The 20,715-nt window shown below is 73.6% G+C and carries 15 protein-coding genes, 1 pseudogene and 1 riboswitch; of the genes and pseudogenes, 7 read left to right on the top strand and 9 right to left on the bottom strand.

Features of this window, described 5'->3' with window-relative positions:
* The first annotated feature begins 36 nt into the window (after positions 1-36).
* Together KYY02_RS22110 and KYY02_RS22105 are read left to right on the top strand one after the other, a co-directional pair.
* Positions 37-1,185, top strand: a complete 1,149-nt coding sequence (locus tag KYY02_RS22110) for a hypothetical protein (protein WP_371240484.1) — start codon at positions 37-39, stop codon at positions 1,183-1,185.
* Between the two features lie 92 nt (positions 1,186-1,277).
* Positions 1,278-2,015 carry an SAM-dependent methyltransferase gene (locus tag KYY02_RS22105; RefSeq protein ID WP_371240482.1) on the top strand — a complete coding sequence of 246 codons (738 nt, stop codon included), beginning with the start codon at positions 1,278-1,280 and terminating at the stop codon, positions 2,013-2,015.
* A 118-nt stretch (positions 2,016-2,133) separates the two neighbouring features.
* On the opposite strand, the pseudogene KYY02_RS22100 reads toward KYY02_RS22105, so the two are convergent.
* From KYY02_RS22100 to KYY02_RS22075, 6 genes and pseudogenes are all read right to left on the bottom strand, one after another.
* Positions 2,134-2,577 (bottom strand): annotated as a pseudogene (locus tag KYY02_RS22100) (TetR family transcriptional regulator); the annotation flags it as partial.
* Positions 2,578-2,931: 354 nt separating this feature from the next.
* Positions 2,932-3,654, bottom strand: coding sequence for an ABC transporter ATP-binding protein (locus KYY02_RS22095; RefSeq protein WP_371240480.1), 723 nt, complete (start codon positions 3,652-3,654; stop codon positions 2,932-2,934).
* Complete coding sequence (locus KYY02_RS22090; protein ID WP_371240478.1) at positions 3,647-4,624, bottom strand: ABC transporter ATP-binding protein; 978 nt, start codon at positions 4,622-4,624, stop codon at positions 3,647-3,649. Before KYY02_RS22090 ends, KYY02_RS22095 begins: the two co-directional genes overlap by 8 nt.
* Positions 4,621-5,529 carry an ABC transporter permease gene (locus KYY02_RS22085; RefSeq protein ID WP_371240476.1) on the bottom strand — a complete coding sequence of 303 codons (909 nt, stop codon included), beginning with the start codon at positions 5,527-5,529 and terminating at the stop codon, positions 4,621-4,623. Before KYY02_RS22085 ends, KYY02_RS22090 begins: the two co-directional genes overlap by 4 nt.
* A 5-nt stretch (positions 5,530-5,534) precedes the next feature.
* Complete coding sequence (locus tag KYY02_RS22080) at positions 5,535-6,503, bottom strand: ABC transporter permease (RefSeq protein ID WP_371240613.1); 969 nt, start codon at positions 6,501-6,503, stop codon at positions 5,535-5,537.
* A 20-nt stretch (positions 6,504-6,523) separates the two neighbouring features.
* Positions 6,524-8,113: an ABC transporter substrate-binding protein gene (locus KYY02_RS22075; RefSeq protein ID WP_371240474.1), complete on the bottom strand. Its 1,590-nt coding sequence runs from the start codon at positions 8,111-8,113 to the stop codon at positions 6,524-6,526.
* Positions 8,114-8,313: 200 nt separating this feature from the next.
* Positions 8,314-8,496, top strand: a riboswitch (cobalamin riboswitch).
* Positions 8,497-8,526: 30 nt separating this feature from the next.
* Between KYY02_RS22075 and KYY02_RS22070 the strand changes: the two genes are divergently transcribed.
* From KYY02_RS22070 to KYY02_RS22055, 4 genes are read left to right on the top strand one after another with little or no spacing between them, the layout of a single operon-like run.
* Positions 8,527-9,252 carry an energy-coupling factor ABC transporter permease gene (locus tag KYY02_RS22070; protein WP_371240472.1) on the top strand — a complete coding sequence of 242 codons (726 nt, stop codon included), beginning with the start codon at positions 8,527-8,529 and terminating at the stop codon, positions 9,250-9,252.
* The gene (locus KYY02_RS22065) at positions 9,249-9,758 is read left to right on the top strand and encodes an energy-coupling factor ABC transporter substrate-binding protein (protein ID WP_371240470.1); all 510 of its coding nucleotides are present in this window, start codon (positions 9,249-9,251) and stop codon (positions 9,756-9,758) included. The genes KYY02_RS22070 and KYY02_RS22065 overlap by 4 nt, the downstream gene beginning before the upstream one ends.
* A gap of 6 nt (positions 9,759-9,764) precedes the next feature.
* Positions 9,765-10,514, top strand: coding sequence for a cobalt ECF transporter T component CbiQ (cbiQ, locus tag KYY02_RS22060; protein WP_371240468.1), 750 nt, complete (start codon positions 9,765-9,767; stop codon positions 10,512-10,514).
* Positions 10,511-11,344: an energy-coupling factor ABC transporter ATP-binding protein gene (locus KYY02_RS22055; protein ID WP_371240466.1), complete on the top strand. Its 834-nt coding sequence runs from the start codon at positions 10,511-10,513 to the stop codon at positions 11,342-11,344. Before cbiQ ends, KYY02_RS22055 begins: the two co-directional genes overlap by 4 nt.
* A 19-nt stretch (positions 11,345-11,363) precedes the next feature.
* Here KYY02_RS22055 and KYY02_RS22050 read toward each other — a convergent pair whose 3' ends face one another.
* Together KYY02_RS22050 and KYY02_RS22045 are read right to left on the bottom strand one after the other, a co-directional pair.
* Positions 11,364-16,367 carry a DNA repair ATPase gene (locus KYY02_RS22050; RefSeq protein ID WP_371240464.1) on the bottom strand — a complete coding sequence of 1,668 codons (5,004 nt, stop codon included), beginning with the start codon at positions 16,365-16,367 and terminating at the stop codon, positions 11,364-11,366.
* A 68-nt stretch (positions 16,368-16,435) separates the two neighbouring features.
* Entirely contained in the window at positions 16,436-18,481 is a 2,046-nt protein-coding gene (locus KYY02_RS22045) for an SPFH domain-containing protein (protein WP_371240462.1), read from the bottom strand.
* Between the two features lie 385 nt (positions 18,482-18,866).
* Between KYY02_RS22045 and KYY02_RS22040 the strand changes: the two genes are divergently transcribed.
* On the top strand, positions 18,867-19,925 hold the full coding sequence (locus KYY02_RS22040; protein WP_371240460.1) for a PucR family transcriptional regulator: 1,059 nt from the start codon (positions 18,867-18,869) through the stop codon (positions 19,923-19,925).
* Positions 19,926-19,940: 15 nt separating this feature from the next.
* Here the strand turns inward: KYY02_RS22040 and KYY02_RS22035 are convergent, their stop codons facing one another.
* Positions 19,941-20,417, bottom strand: a complete 477-nt coding sequence (locus KYY02_RS22035) for a DUF6299 family protein (protein WP_371240458.1) — start codon at positions 20,415-20,417, stop codon at positions 19,941-19,943.
* Positions 20,418-20,715: the final 298 nt, after the last annotated feature.

Here is a 20,715-nt window from a genome sequence, read left to right as displayed (position 1 = left end):
CGGAAACTCGGCTGCGGTGTGCAACCGTTCGGGGTGATGATCTGTCTTCACATCGACCACTCCGGTCGTACGCACGAGGAGACCGTCATTACCGCCATACGCAAGACCCTGACCGCCACCGCCGTCGCCACCGTGGTCCTGACCGGCGCCGCCGCCTGCGGCACCGTGGAGAACCTGTCCGCGGGGCAGAAGCTCGACCAGGCCGTCGAGAAGCTCGGCAAGGAGCGTTCGTTCTCCTTCGAACTGGGCCTGGACACCGACGCCGCGTCGCTGAAGGCGCTGGACTCCGGGGCGGCGCCCGGCGAGGAGATGCCCGAGGAGGTCGCCGAACTGCTCAGCGACGCGCGGATCTCCGTCTCCGTGCAGTCCAGGAAGCCGATCGAGGAGTCCGACGAGAAGGACTTCACCGCCATGGCGCTGAAGTTCAGCGGCCCGGACGGCGACCTGCTCGAGTACCGGCTGGTGGGCGACTACACCTACGTCCGTGCCGACCTGGACGCGATCGGGCGGATGAGCGGCGGCCCCATGCCGTCGGCCGACGAACTTCCCGACAGCGCGGGGGCGTTCAAGAAGCTCCTCGCCGGTGAGTGGCTCAAGATCTCCACGAAGGAGGTCGAGGAGGCTCGCGGACAGATGTCGGGAGCGGAGGACGCCGAGGCCGGGGAGCCCTCGGCGGAGCCCACGCTCGACGCCAGGACGCAGAAGAAGCTCACCAAGGCGCTGCGTCAGGTCATCGCCCAGCAGGTCGACTTCAAGGCCTCCGACGGGTCGGACGGCACCGAGCACATCACGGCCACGGCCCCCTTCCGCACGCTGATGACCGAGCTGTTCGACGAACTCGGCCCGCTGACGGAGCAGCTGCCGGTGGGCACCGGGATGCCGACGGCCAAGGACTTCAAGGACGCGCCGAACGAGAAGGTCACGGCCGACTTCACGCTGAAGAACGGCGAACTGACCGAGGTCTCCGTGGACCTGGCCGAACTGGCGGAGAAGGCCAAGGTCAAGAAGTTCGCGCTGGTCCTGCGCCTGGGCAAGGGCGAGAAGGCCACGGCCCCGGCGAACGCCACCGAGGTGCGCGTCGACGAGATCATGGAGGACATCTTCGGCGGCTTCGCGGCGGGGGCCCTCGACGAGGCGGGGGCCCTCGACGAGGAGGAGTTCATGATGGAGGACATCCGGGGCTGACCCCACCCGGTACCGGCGGTTCCGGCCGCCTGTACCGGCCGTCCGGCGGAAAAGGACGTGCGGGCCGACTCCGTCCGTGTCAGGATCCGGCGGTGCGTCGTGAACGGATCTCCCTGCTCGCCCATGCCGATCATCCGATTGCGGCTCCGCTCGACGACGACTCGGTGCGGCGGCTGCTGGAACGTGGTGTCCCGCGCGACGGCGCGCGGGTGCTCGACCTCGGCTGCGGCGGCGGGGAGTGGCTGCTGCGCGCGCTGGCCGGGCATCCGGGACTGCGGGCCGAGGGCGTCGACATCTCCGCGGACTCCCTGGAGCGCGCCCGGGAGGCGGCGCGTGTGCGCGGGGTCGAGGAGCGCCTCGTGCTCCATCACGGGGACGCCGGGGACCTCGCGGCCTCCCACGCGTTCGATCTGGTGCTCAGCGTCGGGGCCACGCACGCCTTCGGCGGTCTGCTCGCCACCCTCGCGGCGGCTCGCGCACACCTGGCTCCCGGCGGACGCATCCTGGTCGGTGACGGGTTCTGGGCGCGGGAGCCCTCTTCCGAGGCCGTCGAGATGCTCGGCGACCTCAGTGATCTGCCGACCACCGTGGACCGCGTCGTCGCCGATGGCTGGACCCCGGTCCACGGGCACATCAGCTCACGCCGGGAACTCGACGACTACGAATGGGCGTGGACGGGATCGCTGGCCTCGTGGGCCCTGGACCACCCGGACGATCCGGGCAGCGCGCAGGCCCTGACGACGGCCTCCGCCCACCGCGACGGCTGGCTGCGCGTCTACCGGGACGTTCTCGGTTTCGTCTGTCTGGTGCTGCGCCCCACGTCCGGCTGAACCGGACCGCAGGCGATGTCGTGGAAGGCGCGGCGCAGCAGCGCGGTGACGCGCTCGAGGGGGGAGCGTCGCGCAGGCCGGCCAGGTGGAGCAGGTGACGTCCGATCACGGTGCCGAGGGCGAGCGCGCCGATGAGTCCGGCACGTAGCTCCGCCTCGCCGTCGACGAGATGCCGTGCGGCCTGCCGCTGCCGGGACACCACGACGGCACGGACGTCACCGGCCGAGTCGGGATGGGCGAACATCGACCGGATGGCGGCCGGCGCGTCGGTGGGTTCCTCGGCGAGCTTCCGTTCGAGCGCCGCCAGCAACTGTTCGGCGGCCCGCTCCGGAGGGCCGGTCACCGACTCCTCCCGCTCGAACCCCGACACCCGGGCGAACAACTTGTCCTTCGACCCGAAGCAACGCATCACCAGCCCTGGATCGGTGTCCGCCGCTGCCGCGACGGCCCGGACGGTGGTCCGGCCGTAACCGACCTCGGCGAACAGTCGTCGCACGGCGTCCGGGATGCGGGTCTCGGTGCGCCGACACCGCTCGGCTCGGCCGGTGGGGCGGGGCGTCATGATCCCAGTCTGCGTCCGTTGACCGAACCCGCCGCACCCGCCCACCGCTCTCAGTCCACGAACGCTGACTGAACGGGGGTGGCTCGTCATGTGGCACGCGTTCCTCCTGTCCGCGCTCGCCGGGTTCATGGGCCCGAACGCGGTTCCGCACTTCGTCAAGGGCGTGACCGTCGAGGAGTTCCCGAACGTGTGGGGCAACGACCCGCTGCGCAACGCCGTGGCCGGAACGTTCGGCCTCGCGCCGACGGGTGCTCTGGGGTACGGAGCCGGCCCCTCCGCTCGCGGGTGCCGTCGGTCTCCTCGACGGAGCGCCGGTCATGGCGGTTCTCCACGGGCTCGACGGCGCCTACCGGTTCAACTCCGCGCCGGGGCGCCCCGACCCACCGCGCGCCTCGCACGCGGAGACGGGGTGATCGCGGGTGGCGTCACCACCTCCTCCCAGTCGGCCGTGCGGTCGCACCAGCGGTTCAGGAGGGTCCGGTCGTGGCCCACGGCCAGCAGGCCCGCCCCCGTCGAGGCGCGGTAGTCCTCGACGACCCCGACCAGCGCGGCCGTGGTCGACGCGTCCAGCATCGCGGTCATCTCGTCGCAGATCAGCCAGCGGGGGCGGAGCACCAGCGCACGGGCCACGCACGCGCGTTGGAGCTGACCGTCGCTGACCTCGTGGGGGCGGCGGGTGAGCAGGTCGGAGGTCAGGCCGACGGTTCCGGCGAGTTCGGCCACCCGGTCGGGGACGGACGAACGGCGGCCCGTGGCGCGCAGGGGTTCCGCGATCAGGTCGGTGAGGCGCAGGCGGGGGTCGGCGGAGAGGCGGGGCTGCTGGAAGACGACGCCGACAGCGGTGCGCAGCTCGCGCGGGGCACGGTGGCGCCAGTGGCGTACGGGGGTGCCGTCGAGGACGACTTCCCCGGAGTCCGGACGGTGCAGGAGGGCGGCGACCCGCGCCAGGGTGGACTTGCCGCAGCCGCTGGGACCGAGCAGGCCGACGGACTCGCCCGGAGCGACGGTGAGGGTCGCGTCCCGGACGACGGGGGCGCGACGGTCGTAACCGGCGGTGATGGCGCGCAGTTCAAGCACGGATGTCCTCCGGGGCGGATGCCGGGGCCGGGTGGTGGCAGGCGATCGACCCGGTGAAGGGCGGGAGGACCGTGCAGGCGTCGGTGGCCCGGTCGCAGCGGGCGGCGAAGGCGCAGCCGTCGGGGAGGTCGCCGAGTTCGGGGGGCATGCCGGGAATGGGGGTGAAGGCCCGGTCGGGGAGGGCGTCCAGGAGGCCCCGGCTGTAGGGGTGCCGTGGGCCGGGGGCGCCGAAGAAGGCTTTCGCGTCGGTGAGTTCGACGATGCGGCCCGCGTACATGACCGCCACCCGGTCGGCGACGCGTTCCGCCGCCGCAAGGTCGTGGGTGATCATCAGCAGGGCCCGGTCGCCGTCGGCGTCGACGTGGCGGCGCAGTTCGTCGGCGGTGCGGTCCACCAGGTCACGGTCCAGGCCTGTGGTGGGTTCGTCGGCGAGCAGCAGGGGCGCGTCGCCGATCAGGGCGAGGGCGGTGGCGGCGCGCTGGGCCAGGCCGCCGGAGAGTTCGTGGGGGTGGCGGTCGAGGTGGTCCGGCGGGAACCCGGCCCGCTCGGCGGCCCGCTCGGCCGCTGCGCGCAGGGCCGTACGGCCCCGGACGCCGGTGAGCTGGGCGACCGTCTCCTCCGTCTGGGAGCGGATGGTGCGCACCGGGGTGAGGTGGGCGGCGGGGCTCTGCGGGATGAGGCCGATGCGACGGCCCCGCACGGCGCGGGCGAGGGTGCGTTCGTCGGCGGTCAGCAGGTCCAGGTCGCCGAGGTGGGCGTGGCCCGCTGTCCGCGCGTTGGCGGGGAGCAGACCGAGCAGGGCGGAGGCGAGGACGGACTTGCCGCAGCCGCTCTCACCGATCAGGGCGAGGCATTCACCGGGCGCCACGTCGAAGCGGGCGTCGGTGACGGCGGCGACCCGGCGGCCGCCCGGCAGCAGGAAGCGTACGGACAGGCCGCGCACCGACAGTACGGGGGATCGCTCGGTCACAGGGCCAGCTCCGATCGGCGGCGGGGGTTGATCCGCTCCCGCCAGACACCGGCGAGGCCGGCGACGGCGAGGGTGGGGACGATCAGGAACAGGCCGGGAAAGAGGGTCGGCCACCACTGCCCGGCGAGCAGGGAGCCACGGGCGTCCTGGATGAGGGTGCCGAGGCTGGCGGTGTGGGCGGGCAGGCCGAGGCCGAGGAAGGACAGGGCCGACTCGTGCCACATGGCGTGCGGCACCATCAGGACGGCGGCGAGGCCGGCCTGGGGCAGCACTCCGGGCAGCAGGTGCCGTACGACGACCCGCCACCGGGAGGCACCGCCGGAGACGGCCGCGTCGATGTACGGGCGGGAGCGCATCGAGAGGACCTCGGCGCGCACGATGCGGGCGGTGGACAGCCAGTGGGTGAGGCCGACGGAGATCACCACCGGCCAGACGCCCGGCCGGAACATGGCGACGATGAAGACGCCGAGCAGCAGGTGCGGTACGGAGGAGAAGGTGTCGACCAGGCGCATGACCACGCGGTCGACCCGGCCGCCGAGCGCGCCGGCGGTGGCGCCGACGGCGGTGCCGATCACGGTGGCGGCGAGCGCGGCCACCACGCCCACCAACAACGACACCCTGAGCCCGTAGACGCAGCGCAGCAGCAGGTCGCGACCCACGTCGTCGGTGCCGAAGGGATGGGCCCAGGACGGCGGCAGGAGTTTGGCGGCGAGGTCGACGGCCTGCTGGTCGAGCCGGACCAGCGGCGGTACGAGGAGCACCGCGAGGACCGTCACGGCGACCAGGGTCGCGGAGACCCGCAGGCGGAGGGTGTGGGTGGAGCGGCGGGCGGCGCCGTGCGCGCGCCACGCCGTCCCCGTCCCCGTCCCCGTCCTCGTCCTCGTCACGGCGGTGGTGTCAGCCATGGTGGTCACATCTCATTCAGCTTCACCCTCGGGTCGATCAGTCCGTAGAGCAGGTCGGCGAGGAGGTTTCCGGCGAGGACGGCGGCGGTGGCGAGGGTGGTCAGCGCGGCCAGCAGCGGGAAGTCGACGGAGGTGGCCGCCTCCACGGTGGCCGCGGCGATGCCCGGCCAGCTGAACACGGTCTCCACCAACAGGGCGCCGGTGATGAGTTCGGGGACGCGGGAGCCGATCAGGGTGAGCACGGGCAGCAGTCCGGAGCGCAGGGCGTGGCCGAGCAGGACGGTGCGTTCGCTCAGGCCGCGGGCCCTGGCGCCGCGTACGGGGTCCTCCGCGAGGGCGTCGCCGACGCCCTGACGGACGTAGAGCGTGAACCAGGGCAGCTGGGAGACGGCGAGGACGCCGGCGGGCAGGACCAGGTGGCCGGCGACCTGGCCGAAGGTGACCCGGTCGCTGCCCGTGTCGGTGAGACCGCCGGCCGGCAGGACGCCCAGCTCGAGGGCGAACAGCCAGACGGCGAGCAGGGCGGTCCAGAAGACCGGGGCGGCCTCCAGGGCGTACGCGAGGGAGGTGACCGTACGGTCGAGGAGCGAGCCGGGGCGGCGGGCGGCGAGGACGCCGAGCACGGTGCCGAGCAGGACGGCGAGGGCGAACGCGACGGCGCACAGCAGGGCCGACCAGACCATGCGTTCGCCGATCACCTCGGCCACGGGCTGGCGCATGACGCTGGACTGCCCGAGGTCACCGCCGAGCGCGGAGGTCAGCCAGTCCCACCAGCGGACGGTGAAGGGCCGGTCCACGCCGAGGTTCTCCCGCAGCCGGTCCAAAGTCTCCTGGTCGGCGCCGAGCGCGGCGGTGCCGGCGTACGCCTTGACGGGGTCGAAGGGGGAGGCGGCGGCGACGGCGAACACGCCGAAGGTGACGACGAGCAGCACGGGCACGGCGGACAGGGCCCGCCGTGCCGTGAGCCGGGTCATCTCTCCCCAGGGGAGGGTCGTCATGCCTTGGGCTGCCAGTCCTCGACGTTCCACCAGGGGCCGCTGGCGAAGCCGTGCTCGTGCGGTTCGACCTGGGTGGTCAGGTCCTTCCAGCGGTCGGCGAGGACGTACATGTGGTCGATGTGGGTGAGGAAGGTGTAGCCGGGGTCCTTCACCAGTTCGCGCTGGAGGGTGTCGTAGGCGTCCTTGCGGTCCTCGGGGTCCTGGCCGCGGCGGCCGGTGTCGAGGGCCTCGTCGACGGCCGGGTTGTCGTAGAGGGCCATGTTGTTGAAGCCGTCGCCGGCGAGCGAGGAGTGCAGGAGCGTGTAGAGGCCGAAGTCGGGATCGCCGGTGCTGCCGAAGCCGGCGAGGACGGCGTCGTGCTTCATCCGGGGTTCGATGACCTCCCAGGTGGCGCTCTCCACCTGGACGTCGATGCCGGCCTTCTTGGCGTCGGAGGCGTAGGCGAGGGCGTGGTCCTGGCGGACCTTGTCGCCGGAGGGGTAGTAGAGGGTGAAGCGGGCGGGGCGGCCGTCCTTGGCGCGGATGCCGTCCTCACCGGTCCTCCAGCCGGCCTCGTCGAGGATGCTCCCGGCCTCGTCGAGGTCCTGGGGGCGGTCGATGCCCTTGGCGTACCAGGGGTCGTCGACGGGCAGCGGGCCGTAGGCGGGGCGGCCGGCGCCGTCGAGGATCTTGTCGACCATGGCCTCGCGGTCCACGGCGAGGTCCAGGGCGCGGCGGATCGCGGTGTCGCCGGCGACCGGGTTGCCGGTGGGGAGGGTGACGGCGCGGAAGTCGTACGACGTCGCCCGGTACGTCTTCTTGCCGTCGTCGCTCTTGAAGGTGGCGGCGAGGTTGGGCGGGAGGGTCGCGCCGTCGAGGTCGCCCGAGCGCAGCCGGGTGGCGCGGACGTCGTCGTCGGCGATGATCGCCATGGTGAGCTTCTCCACCTCCGGGGCGCCGCCCCAGTAGTGCGGATTGGCCTTGAAGGTGAGCTTCTCGCCCTTGCTCCAGTCGGTGAGGACGTACGGTCCGGTGCCGACCGGCTTCGTGTTGAAGGAGCCGGTGTTGGGGTCCTGCCCGCCCGCGACGTGCTCGGGGACGACGGGCAGCACCGTGCGGGCGGCGAAGGCCGCGTAGGGGTAGTCGAGGGTGAAGACGACCTTGTCGTCGCCGTCCGCCTCGACCTCTTTGATCGCGTCCAGTTCGCTCCTGGCGGTGTTGTTGGTCCTGTCGTCCAGCACGGTCTCGTACGTGAAGACCACGTCGTCGGCGGTCAGCGGCTCGCCGTCGCTGAACTTCACGCCGTCGCGCAGGGTGTACGTATAGGTACGGCCGCCGTCGGTGACCTCGGGGAGGGCCTTCGCCAGCGCGGGCTTCAGCTCCATGTCCGCGCCGCGGGCGAGGAGCCCGTCGAAGATCTTGGAGTTGCCGTCCTTGCCGTAGCCGAGCAGGGGGCTGAGGGTGTCCGGTTCGGACGGGACCCCGATCACGACGGAGTCGGCGGACGCCCCGCCGCCCGCGCCGCCGTCGCCCGGCGCCGAGCAGGCGGCGACCGCACCGGCCATCGCGACCGCGGCGGCGGCCCCCCGTATTCGTCGGGTCGTCATCGAACCTCACTCCATGTTGCCCGGAAACCGTTGTTGCATATTAATTGCAGCAAGGTGCTGCCCAGAACGGCGGCCCCTCACTCCCCGCCTTTGCGGGAAGCTCCGCTCCTGTCGGGCACGCAGGTGTGCGCCCGGTCGCGAGCCGCCGGGCGCCGTCCGCGCGCCCCCGACGGCCGCTTGTCACCGGACCGGAACGGGCACTACTGTCACCACGCCTTGGTGACGGGAAATCGGTGCGATACCGGTGCGGCCCTCGCCACTGTGATCGGGAAGTCCGGCTCCAGTCCTCACGGACGGCCACTGGGTCCCTCGGGGCCCGGGAAGGCGGGGCACGGACGGTGGTACCCGTCAGCCAGGAGACCGGCCAAGGCGCGTCAACCATCCACGAGGTGCTGGAGAGGGTCTGCTGAGCCATGCACATCGCCGAGGGTTTCCTGCCTCCGGCGCACGCGGCCGCCTGGGGCGTCGCGTCGGCGCCGTTCCTCGTCCACGGAGCCCGGTCGCTCGTCCGTGACGTCAGGGAACATCCCGAGAGCACACTGCTGCTGGGCGCGTCGGGAGCGTTCACGTTCGTGCTGTCCGCGCTGAAACTGCCGTCGGTCACCGGGAGTTGCTCCCACCCCACCGGCACGGGTCTGGGCGCAATCCTGTTCCGGCCGCCGGTGATGGCGGTGCTGGGCACCATCACCCTGCTGTTCCAGGCGCTGCTGCTCGCCCACGGCGGGCTGACCACCCTGGGCGCCAACGTCTTCTCGATGGCGGTCGTCGGCCCCTGGGCCGGGTACGGGGTCTACCGGCTGCTGCGCCGCTGCGACGTGCCGCTGATGGTGGCGGTGTTCTTCGGCGCGTTCGTCGCCGACCTGTCGACGTACTGCGTGACGAGCGTGCAGCTGGCGCTCGCCTTCCCCGACCCCGGCAGCGGGTTCCTGGGAGCGCTGGGCAAGTTCGGCTCCGTCTTCGCCGTGACGCAGATCCCGCTCGCGGTGAGCGAGGGGCTGCTGACCGTGCTGGTGATGCGCATGCTGGTGCAGTCGGGCAAGGCGGAGCTGACGCGGCTCGGGGTGCTGGTCGCCTCGGTGGCCGGACGGGGGACCGCGAACCCGGCGGAGGCGGCGGACTCGGCGGAGGCGGCCCGATGAGCCGCAACGCCAGGATCAACACGCTGCTGCTGGTGCTCGTGGCCGCGCTCGCCGTGATCCCGCTGGTGTTCGGGCTCGGCGACCACAAGGAGGAGCCGTTCGCGGGCGCGGACGCCGAGGCGGAGACCGCGATCACCGAGATCGACCCGGACTACGAGCCCTGGTTCTCGCCGCTGTACGAACCGCCGTCCGGCGAGATCGAGTCGGCACTGTTCGCCCTCCAGGCCGCGCTCGGCGCGGGCGTCCTCGGGTACTGCTTCGGGGTGCGGCGCGGGCGGCGGCAGGGGGAGGCGCGGGCGCTCGCCGCGGCGGAGACCGGCCCGGGACCGGGTGCCGGTGCGGACGCCGCCACTGCCGACAGCCGGCCGGGCGGCGCGACGGGACGGGACGCCGTCGGCGGACCGGCCACCGCACAGGACGGCGACGGCCCCGCGGCCGGTGACGGATTCCGGACCGGGGCCGGCCCCGGTCCGGGCGGCGGGGCCGCGCCCCGGCGGCGGGACTGACACCACGTGCTGCCGATCGACGCGGCGGCGCACAGCAGCCGCTGGCGCCGCCGTCATCCCGTGGACAAGGCGGTGCTGGGACTGGGCCTCACCGTGCTGGCGATCTCGCTGCCGCCGTGGCCGGGCGCCGCCCTGGTACTGGTGACGGCGCTCGCGGTGCTGCTCGGCCCGGCCGGGGTGCCGGGCCGGCGGCTGTGGCGGGCGTACCGGGTGCCGCTGGGTTTCTGCGTCACCGGAGCGCTGACGCTGCTGGTGCGGGTGGGCGGGCCGGGCGGGTTCGTGTCCTGGGCCGAGGACGGGCCGCCACGCGCCGGGGAGGTGCTGCTGCGCACGTCGGCGGCCTCGCTGGGCGTCCTGCTGTTCGCCTTCACCACACCGATGTCCGACCTGCTGCCGCGCCTGGTGCGGGCCGGGGTACCGGCCCCGCTCGTGGACGTGGCGCTGGTGACGTACCGGATGAGCTTCCTGCTGCTGGACTCGGTGCGCCGCGTCCGGGAGGCGCAGGCGGCCCGGCTCGGGCACACCACCCGGGCGGCGGCGTGGCGTTCGCTGGGCGGGCTCGGCGCGACCGCGTTCGTCCGGTCCTTCGACCGGGCGGCGCGGCTGCAGGCCGGGCTCGCCGGGCGCGGCTACGACGGCACCCTGCGCGTGCTGGTGCCCGAAGTCCGCGTCTCCGTCCGGTTCACGGCGCTGAGCGTGGCGCTGCTGGCGGCGCTGGCCGCCCTCGCCCTCCTACTGGAAAGGCCGTTGTCGTGAGCGGGACCGTCCTGGTGGCCCTGCGGGGCGCGTCGTTCGCGTACGAGGACGGCCCGCCCGTGCTCAGCGGCCTGGACTTCGAGGTGCGCGAGGGGCGCGCGCTGGCGCTGCTGGGACGCAACGGCAGCGGCAAGACGACGCTGATGCGGCTGCTGAGCGGGGGACTGCGTCCGGACGGAGGCGAGTTGACCGTCGAGGGGCGACCGGTCCGCTACCACCGCAAGGGCCTGACGGCGCTGCGCACCACCGTGCAGCTGGTGGTGCAGGACCCCGACGACCAGTTGTTCGCCGCGTCCGTCGGACAGGACGTGTCCTTCGGCCCGCTGAACCTCGGCCTGCCCGACGCGGAGGTGCGCGCCCGGGTGGCGGAGGCGCTGGCCGCGCTGGACATCGCCGCCCTCGCCGACCGTCCCACACACCTGCTGTCCTACGGGCAGCGCAAGCGGACGGCGATCGCGGGCGCGGTCGCGATGCGGCCCCGTGTCCTGGTCCTCGACGAACCGACGGCGGGCCTGGACCCCGACGGCCAGGAACGCCTTCTGGCGACCCTCGACGGCCTGCGCGAGAACGGTACGACGGTCGTCATGGCCACCCACGACGTGGACCTGGCCCTGCGCTGGGCCGATGACGCGGCCCTGCTCACCCCGTCCGGCGCGCACACCGGACCCGCGGCCGACATGCTGGCCCGCACGGACCTCCTCACGACGGCGGGGCTGCGGCTGCCGTGGGGAGTGGCGGTCGGGAGGCTGCTGCGGGCCCGGGGGCTGCTGGCGGGCGGCGCCGCCAATCCGCGTACGCCGGAGGAGCTGGCGGCGCTGCAGGTGCTGTGAGGGGCCGACCGCGGCGGCCTCAGGCCCTGTCCCCCGGGTCGGCCGTGAGCTGTCGTAGGTCGGTGGCCCGGGTGATGGCCGACTCGACGGCGGCGATGCGGTCGCCGAGGAGGGAAAGGGCGGCGACCGCGCGGGCCAGGGCGTCCTCGTCGGGGCCGCCCAGGGCCACGGTGCGGACGTGGGCCGCCTTCAGCCCGGTCCAGCGGACCGCCTGGTCGGGGGTGAGGGTGCCGCGCAGTTCGGCGAGTTTGAGCAGGCTCGCCTCGGCTCCGGTGGTGAGGGTCTGGGCCTCGGCCGTGTAGTGGTCGTCGATGACGGCGGACAGCTCGGCGGCGTTCATGACGGGCTGGATCCGCTGGGCGATCTTGTTCATGTTGCGGTAGGAGCCCTGGAGCCGGAACGGCGGCTCGGTGCGGGCCTCGTCGGACTGGGCGGCGGAGGCGATGTAGGCGGCGTTGACGGCGAGGACCGTGCGGCGGGCGGTGAGCAGGTGGCGCAGCACCGCAAGGACGCGGTCCAGTTCGGTGGGGGCGTAGGGGTGGACGAGGCGGTCGGCGCGGGCGGTGGGGTCGTTCTCGGCGAGGCGGATCAGCAGGTCCAGGTCGGCGCGGTCGCGGCCGGCGAGCGGGGCGAGCACCGGGTTGGCGGTGAGGGCGTTCTCCACGAAGCTGAGCGCGAAGACGTCCTCCTTGCCGGTGAGGACGTCGCCGAGGTTCCACACGTCGGCGCGGTTGGCCAGCATGTCGGGGACCCGGAAGGTCTCGCCGGACTCGGTGTAGGGGTTGCCGGCCATGCAGACGGCGAACCGTTTCCCGCGCAGGTCGTAGGTGCGCGGCTCGCCCTCCCACACGCCCTCCATCCGGCGCGTGGCGTCGCACAGCGGGATGAACTTCTGCAGCAGTCCGGGCGAGGTGTGCTGGATGTCGTCGAGGTAAAGGAGGGTGTTGTTGCCGGCGGCCAGCGCGAAGTTGATCTTCTCGATCTCCTGGCGGGCGGTGGCGTTCGGCGCCTCGGCCGGGTCGAGCGAGGTGACCGCGTGGCCGAGCGCGGGGCCGCTGACCTTCACCAGGACCAGGCCCAGGCGGTCGGCGACGTACTCCATGAGGGTCGTCTTGCCGTAGCCGGGCGGGGAGACCAGCAGCAGCAGGCCGCCGGCGCCGGTGCGGCCCGACTCCCCCGTGGTGCCGAGCTGCTTGGCGAGGCTGTCGCCGACCAGCGGGAGGTAGACCTCGTCGACCAGACGGTTGCGGACGAACGACGACATCACGCGCGGCCGGTGGTCGTCCAGGCGCAGCCGGGTGCGCTCGGCGGTCACCAGGGCGGTGCGGCGGCGCTGGAAGGCGCGGAAGGCCGGTACGTGGCGCTCCCTGAACTCCTCGGTGCGGGCGAGGAATTCGTCCAGGCGGAGGGGGAGGCGGCGGTCGGTGATCCGGGGGTGGGTGCCGAGCAGGCCCTCCACCGTGACGGTCAGGGGTGCGTCGCACGTGTGGCGGGGGACGTCGGGGCAGAGTTCGGCTGCCACCGCCTCCGCGAGGTCGCCGGCGGTCAGCCGTTCCCCGGTGGACGCGGCGTACGCGGTCAGCCAGGCCTCGACCAGCTGGCGGCGGGCGGGGAGGTCGGTGAGGGCGGGGAGGTCGTCGTCGTAGGCCTCGGTGGTGACCTCGCGGCGGAAGGTGTCCAGGAGCGTGCGGATGCGGGCGCCGATGACGAATCCGTCGGGGCCGCTGGTCAGTTCGTCGAAGAGGTACGCGGCGCAGGCCTCCGGGCGGACGGGGGCGGCGGCGTCCCAGTCGCGTACGGCCCCGGCGAGCTCCGTTTGCAGCGCGCCGAGGGCGGGCGGGGGCCCGAAGGCGTCCCGGACGCGGGCCAGGGAGCGGGCGCGGCGGGTGAGGTCGGCGCGTTCCCCGTCCGTGGTGCCGTGCGCCCAGTACAGCAGGGCGTGGGCGCGGGCGGCGGGTTCGTGGCGCAGCAGGCCCGCGCCGTCGTACAGGGGCAGGACGGCGGTGAGGATCGCGGTGGCGTCGTGGTCGTGGACGCCCCGTTCGTACCCCTCGTCGTACGCCTCCTCTGCGGCCCGGCGGACCAGGGCGGCGAGGTCGTCGGCGCCGGTCAGGGCGGCGGAGCCGTTCTCGTGCAGCAGACGGGCGGCGAGGTGTTCGGCGCGGTAGACCTCGGGCGACTCGGACGGCAGGTGCCGGTTCCAGAGCGGGCGGTCGGCGAGAAGCGCGGGGTCGGTGACGGGGGCGCGGTAGTCGGTGCCGGTGAGGGCGAGCGCGAGACCGTCGCCGTGCGGGACGACGGTGAGGTCGAGCGGCTGGGTGGAGACGGCGAACCGGTGGCCGCCCAGGCGGATGGCGCGTCCGCCGTCCGCGTAGAGGTCGGTGCGGTCGCGCAGGGCACGGGCGGCCTCCTGCCGGGCGGAGCGCAGCCGGCCCTCGAGCTCCTCCGCCCGGACCCGGTCGCCGAGTCCGCGCAGTTCGCCGGCGGTGCGGCGGACCTTGGCGACGAGCGGGTCGGAGGCGAAGTAGGTGCTGACCGCGTCCGCGTCGGGGAGCGCGGCACAGCGCCGGGCGACCGTCTCCAGGACGCGGTCGGCGGCGGAGGCGAGCTGTTCGGCGCGGCGGGCGCGGGCGTCGGAGAGGCTCTGTTTGCGGGCGGAGAACGCCTCGTGGATCTCGGTGCGCCGGTCGGCGAGCTCACCGAGGACGTCGTCGAACTCGGCGAACCGGGATTCCAGGGACTCCAGTTGCGCCAGCACCCGGGTCAGCTGCTCGTCGCAGGCCTCCGGGGTGTGCGCCGCCGCGAGGGCGCCGGTGACCGTCTGGCCGAGCAGGGCGAGTTCGGCGGTGAAACCGGCGCGCGTCTCCCGGTCGAGGAGGGACCGGCGGCGGGCCTCGAGGGTGGCGCGGGCGCGGTTGACCCCGCCCGTCGCCTCGGCGATCCGCTCCAGGACGGCCGTGCGGACGGTGGCGTCGGCGATGTCGAGCCCGGTGACCACCTCGGTCACCGTGCCCAGTCCGTCGGCGAGTTCGTCCAGGCGGGCGGCGACCGGGGCGGCCTCGGCGGTGGTGGTGACCGCTTCCGCGTCGGCGACCAGCCGTTCGACGTCCGCGTGGTGGGCGGCGAAGGCGTCCTCGCGGGCCAGGAAGGCGATCGCGCGCTGCCCGAAGGAGGCGAGGTCGGCCTCGGCCCCCTCGGCGAGCGCGTCGATGCGGGCCCGGTCCGCGTACCGCATCTCCTTCAGGGTCAGCAGACGGCCCTGGGCGTGGCGGAGTTCGGTCAGTCCGGTGACCCAGGCGGCGGCCTCGCGGGGCTGCTCGCCGCGCAGCCGGCGCACCACCGAGGCGATCCGGTCCGCCGCCTCGTCGAGCGCGTCGGCGGCCCGCCCGGTGAGGTCGCGTACGGTCTCGAACTCGGCCAGCACCTGGTCGGAGGTGGCCCGCATCTGCTCCAACGGCGTGCGCAGGTCGCCCAGTCCGGTGTCACCCAGCCAGTGGTGGGTGTCCAGGGCGCGCACACAGGCGGCCACCAGGGCCGTGTACACCTCGGTGGTGGGGGTGGTCTCGGCGACGGAGCGGGCCAGGGACAGGCAGTCGGATACGCCGCGCACCAGGTCGGCGTTGCCGACGCGGGCCAGCGGGCCCTCGCCGACGGGCTGTGCGGCGGCGTGGGTGTCGGAGACGTAGGGCGAGTGCCACAGCTGCACGGGGTGGACGCGGGCGGGATCGTCGCCGTCGGGGCGCAGCAGGGCGAGGAGCCCGTCGTCGAACAGCGCCCAGCCGTGGCAGGCCATCGGGGTGGCGACCGCCTCGCGGATGAGGTTGTACGACAGCAGCAGCGCGCGTCCGCGTCCGGGCGCGTGGAAGGCGTACAGCACGTCCTCGCCGTACGGGGAGCGCACCTCGTGTGCGAACTCCATGCCGCTGGTGTCGAGTTCGTACGTCTTGTGGGGGCCGGCGGCCAGGCAGTAGCCGCCGGGGAAGACGATGCCCTGGTCGTCGGGGAGGCGGCGGCATCCCTGTCCGATGCCGTCGAGGCGGACGACGGAGCGGGTGAGGGTGTTGAAGACCAGGTGGCGGTGGACGGTCTCCTTGTAGGGGAGGATCCGCAGCAGGATCAGGGGGCCGACGCGGGCGTGGGCGATCTCGGCGTCGGCGAGGGACTGCAGGGGCTCGTCGACCGGTTCGCTGTGGACGCCGTCGGGGGTGTCGGTGTCGTTCTCGGTCTTGACGGTGAGGGTGCCGCCGAGGGTGTCGACGAACACCTCGCCCTGGACGGAGACGTGGGGGTGACGGCCGAGGACGTGGTCCTCGCGGGTGGTGGGCGTCCAGTCGACGTCGGCGGGCGGGATGCGGGCGTGGTCGCGGTCGCCGCGCGCGTCCAGGAAGACCGCCGAGCGGCCGTCCTCCGGGATCGCCCAGCGCAGGACGCGGATGTCGCCGGCCTTCTCGCCCGTCTGGAAGACGGCGAGCAGCCTGCCGTCGACCCGGCGCAGCCGCAGCAGGCGCGCCTGGCGGTAGTAGCGGTGCAGGGCGGCGAACTCGCGGACGAAGCCGGGGTCGTCGAGGAGCCCGGGGACGGCGTCGTCGGGGAGGCGGCCCAGGTCGCGGTCGTGCGGGGCGAGGACGTCGCCGACCGTGGTGTCGGCCTCCGGGCGGGGCCGGGTGTCGTAGCCGAAGAGCAGCACGTCGCCGACGGCGACGATGTCGCGGGGCACGGCGGTGCGGTCGGTGCGCAGCCGCTCGGTGCCGGTGAGGCGCAGTTCGGGGGCGCCGAACTCCTCGGCCCGGCGGTGGTTCAACGCCTGGGCGCGGCGGGCGAGTTCGGCTGCCTGGGTGGCGAGGCGGTCGCGCAGCACCTGGTAGGCGCCGCCGTCGGCCGCCGGCCCGGCCCCGCCCGCTCCGGGCGCACCGCGGCGGGCGCCGGCCCCGGAACGGCCGGAAGCGGTGCTGGTTCCGTGGGCGCCCGGGCCCGGCGTCTCGCTCGGGGCCGGGTTCACGGGCTCGTGGGTGCCGGTGGTCATGGCTGCCTCTCGGATGGTGCGGTCGGGGGCCGCCGTCCCCTGTGCGGCGGCTCCCGACCGGAGGGTGGTCAGGCCCTGGCACGGCCGTTCGACACGGCCAGCGGTGTGTCCGACAGGCCCAGCTCACCGGCTTTCTCGATCAGTTCCTTGAACCGTCCGGTGTTCTCACCGCCCTGCTGCATCAGGCGCATCAGCAGCGCGGAGACCGTGAGGTTCTGCACGTCGGCGGTGGAGACGGAGCCCAGGAGGCGGCTCAGGTCGTCGGTGAAGCTCGCGGAGCCGTCCAGCCACGGCCCGGCGAGGGCCTGCGCGGTCTCGGAGTGCTGGACGAAGCCGTCCACGCCCTTGCCGAGCGCGATCGAGGAGACGAGGCGGTCGAGGAACACCGACTCCCCGCCGACGATGTTGATGTCCGCGTTCTCCAGTCCGGTGGCGAGGACCGTGGCCTGCGCCTCGGCGACCTGCCGCTGCACCTCCAGTCCGGCGAGCCGGATGTCCTTCTCGGCCTCCAGCCGCAGCCGGTACTCCTCGTGGCCGCGGGACGCCTCGTCGAGGGCGGCCATCGCCGCCGCCTTCTCGGTGAGGCCGGCCGCCTCCGCACGGAGCCTGCCGCTGATGGCCTCCGCGTCGGCGAGCGCCTGGGCCCGTGCCCCCTCGGCCTCCGCGCGCAGCCGGGCCTGGGTGGCCTCGGCCTCGGCGCGGCCCGCCTTCTCGATGACCTCGGCCTCCTTGTCGCGGACCTGGACGAGGGCCAGCCCCTCGGCCGCGGACTCCGCCTGGACGCCCTCGGCCAGCCGCAGCTTGGCCCGTGCGTCGAGGTCTGCGGTCTTCAACCGGGCCTCGGCGAGGGTGAGTTCCTCGGCAGCGCGGTGCGTGGCGGCCTGCTCGGCGGCCTCCGCGGCCTTGATGTCCTTGACCAGCTGCTCCTGCGCCTCGGCCTCCGCGGCGATGATCACCGCCTGGCGCTGCCGCTCGGCCTCCTCGACGGCCCGCAGCTTCTTGATGGACTCCTCCTGCTCGGCGACCGTACGGTCCACCGCGACCCGCTCCCGGACGACCTCGGCGATCTCCCGCTTCTCCGCCTCGACCTCCTTGTCGGCGGCGATCCTGGTCAGCTGGGTCTCCCGCTCGCGGGCGATGACCTCGAGGAGGCGGTCCTTCTCGATGCGCTCGCTCTCCACGGCGATCACCCGCTCGCGGTTCTTGGCGGCGACGGCCACCTCGCGGGCCTGGTTCTCGCGCTGCACGCCGAGCTGCTCCTCGGTGCGCAGGAAGGCGCTCTGTGCGCGCAGCCGCTCCTCCTCCACCACCCGCGCGGTCTCGGCCTCCTCGCGGGCCCGTACGGTCTCGATCTCGCGCCTCTGCTTGATCTCGGCGTCGGCCTGCCGGCGCTCCAGCTCCAGGATCGCCTCGCGCGCGTCGACGTCCTGCCGGGTGATCTCCTTCTGCTCGTTGCGCTGCGCCTCGTTGGTGTGGACGTGCTCCACGGCCGTCAGCTCGGTGATCTTGCGGATGCCCTGCGCGTCGAGGACGTTGCCCGGGTCGAGCTGGGCCAGCGGCGTCTGCTCCAGGTAGTCGATCGCGGCGTCCTCGAGGTGGTAGCCGCTGAGGTCGACCCCGATGACCTCGATGATGCGGTACCGCAGTTCCTCGCGCTTGGTGTAGAGGTCGGTGAAGTCCATCTGCTTGCCGACGGTCTTCAGCGCCTCGGAGAACTTGGCGTGGAACAGCTCCTGGAGCGTGTTGCGGTCGCTGGCCCGCGCGGTGCCGACGGCCTGGGCGACCTTGATGACGTCGTCGACGGTCTTGTTGACCTTGACGAAGAAGGTGATGCGGATGTCCGCCCGGATGTTGTCCCGGCAGATCAGGCCCTCCTTGCCGGCCCGGGTGATCTCGATGGTCTTCACCGAGATGTCCATCACCTCGGCCTTGTGCAGCACCGGCAGCACGACCGACCCGGTGAAGGTCACGTCGACCCTGCGGACCTTGGAGACGATCAGCGCCTTGCCCTGCTCCACCTTGCGGAACAGTTTCGAGACGACGAGCAGGCCGATGAGCACGAACAGCAGGGCGACGCCGACGAGTACGGCGATGCCCACGGTGGCGGCATCCATGGGACACGTCCTCCTGGGCTGGAATGCGGGCAGAAGTCGGGTGGAACGGCGCCTCGTTGGCGAGGCGGACGAGGGTCCGGTGGAGGAGGGGACGGCGCGGTCGGCGCCGCGGTTCCGCCCCGGGTGCGGACGGTGTCCGTCCGCACCCGGTACGCCCCCTGCCCACCGTTCACGTCGAGGGGGTGACACCGCTCCCCTCCGGGTGCCGGTGCCGGGCGCCTGCCGGTGCCCGGCACCGGAACCATCCGCGGTGCTCCCCGCAGCCCATGCTGCCCGCTCGGGACGCTCTCGCGCATTGCCGGAACCCGGCAATATTCATTAGGGTCTTGATGCCGGTGCGGCACAACCGACGCATCAGGGAAGCGTCAGGAACCAGGGGAAAGACATGACCGAACGGGAGATCCCGGAGCAGTACCTGGAAGGTTATGCCCGCATTCTGGCCGAGGTCGCGGCCACCGGCAGGCGCCTCACCCGGGACGAGATCACCTCCCGGCGGGCCCTGGGGGAACGGGCCGCGGAGGCGGGCTTCGGTCTGCGCTCCCTCGTCAGCGCGCACCTGTCCGGCGCCCGCGGGGCGTGGCCGCGCGGGGCGGACTCGGCCGACGGGGCACTCTCGGCCGTACAGCAGGTCGTGGACGCGTTCGCCGAGGGGTACGAGCGGGCGCAGCGGATGGCGGTGCGTCAGGAGGAGGCGACACGAAGGGAGTTCATCGACGACCTGCTCTACGGCCGCAGCGACCTGGGGCGGCTGGCGGAACGCGCCGAGCGCTTCGGGCTGCGGCTGTCCCACGAGCACGCGGTCGCCGTCGCCCAGGGCGTGGCCGCCTACGACGAGGGCGATCCGGTGCCGCAGCAGGTGGAGCGCGCCCTGATCTCCCGGTTCGGTGACCGCAGCATCCTGCTCACCACCAAGGACGGACGGCTGCTGTGCATCGCGCCCGGGCACCAGAGGGAGGTGCTCACGTACTTCGCCAAGCAGGCACACGCCGCCACCGACGGCGGCCAGGTCGCCATCGGCCGCCCGCAGCCGGGTCCCGGCGGTGTCGTCCAGTCCTACGAGGAGGCGCTCAGCTCACTGGAGATGGCCGAGCGGCTGGGGTTCGACGATCCGGTGCTGCACGCCTCCGACCTGCTCGTCTATCCCGTACTGGCACGCGACCGCCAGGCCATGGCCGACCTGGTGCGCAACACCCTGGGACCGCTGACCACGGCCCGCGGCGGCGCCGCGCCCCTGCTGGACACGCTCACCGCGTACTTCGACTCCGGCTGCGTCGCCGCGGAGGCGGCCCGGCGGCTCTCGCTGAGCGTGCGCGCGCTGACCTACCGCCTGGAGCGCATCCGCAAGCTCACCGGCGCCGACCCGTCGGACCCCTCCCACCGTTACGTGCTCCAGACGGCGGTGATCGGCGCCCGCCTGCTGGACTGGCCCGGCGGTGAGCTGTGAGCGGGGCCGCCCGGGTCAGCCCTGGACCAGGGTGATGCCCCGGCGCTCGACGGCGTGGAAGACGGGCAGCAGCAGCAGGCCGCCCGGGCGCAGCTCGAAGAGGGCGGCCTCGACGTGGGCCCGGCCCGCCTCGAGGGCACCGGCCGGCACGGTCCCGCTGTTCTGCCAGCGGTGCTCCTTGCCGTCGCACACCGCGCGGGTGCCGCCGACGGAGTAGCGGACGTCGGACGAGGGCCGGCTGACCGAGGAGCTGACGAAGACCGGTCCGACGCCGCCGAGGCAGCGGTAAGTACCGGAGAGGGTGACGGAGCCGTCGGCCATCCGGCCCTCCCCGTCCACCGTCACGGACTCCGCGGGGGCGACCGATGCGGGCGCGGATGCGGGCGCGGATGCGGCGGGGGCGGCCGACGCGGGCGCGGGGGCCGCCGCGGTGAGGCCGAGCAACAGCAGCGCGGAACCGGCCGCGGCGCCGAGGACGGGGCGTACGGACATGGGGAACCTCCCGAAATGAGCGGAATGAGGGATTCCACCAGTACCCGGCGCGGGGGTCCGGAGCCAGTCATCGTCACCCCTTCGGTGGCGAGTCGGCCCCGGCCGCCGGGAGAACGTCCCGGGACCGTCCGGGGGCCGTCACGTTTCCCGGCGGGCGGTTCCGCCGCATGCGCGGCCCGGGCACGGTCGGTGCACACGGACCGTCCGGGTCGCTCCACCCCTGTGGAGGTGCGCCATGTGTGCCCACCGGCCCTCCTGCCCCCGCGCCGATGACGCCGCCGCCCATGCGACGACCGCC

This window comes from Streptomyces pimonensis, assembly GCF_041380215.1.
Lineage (GTDB): Bacteria > Actinomycetota > Actinomycetes > Streptomycetales > Streptomycetaceae > Streptomyces > Streptomyces pimonensis.
This window is presented reverse-complemented; position numbering and strand designations above follow the sequence as displayed.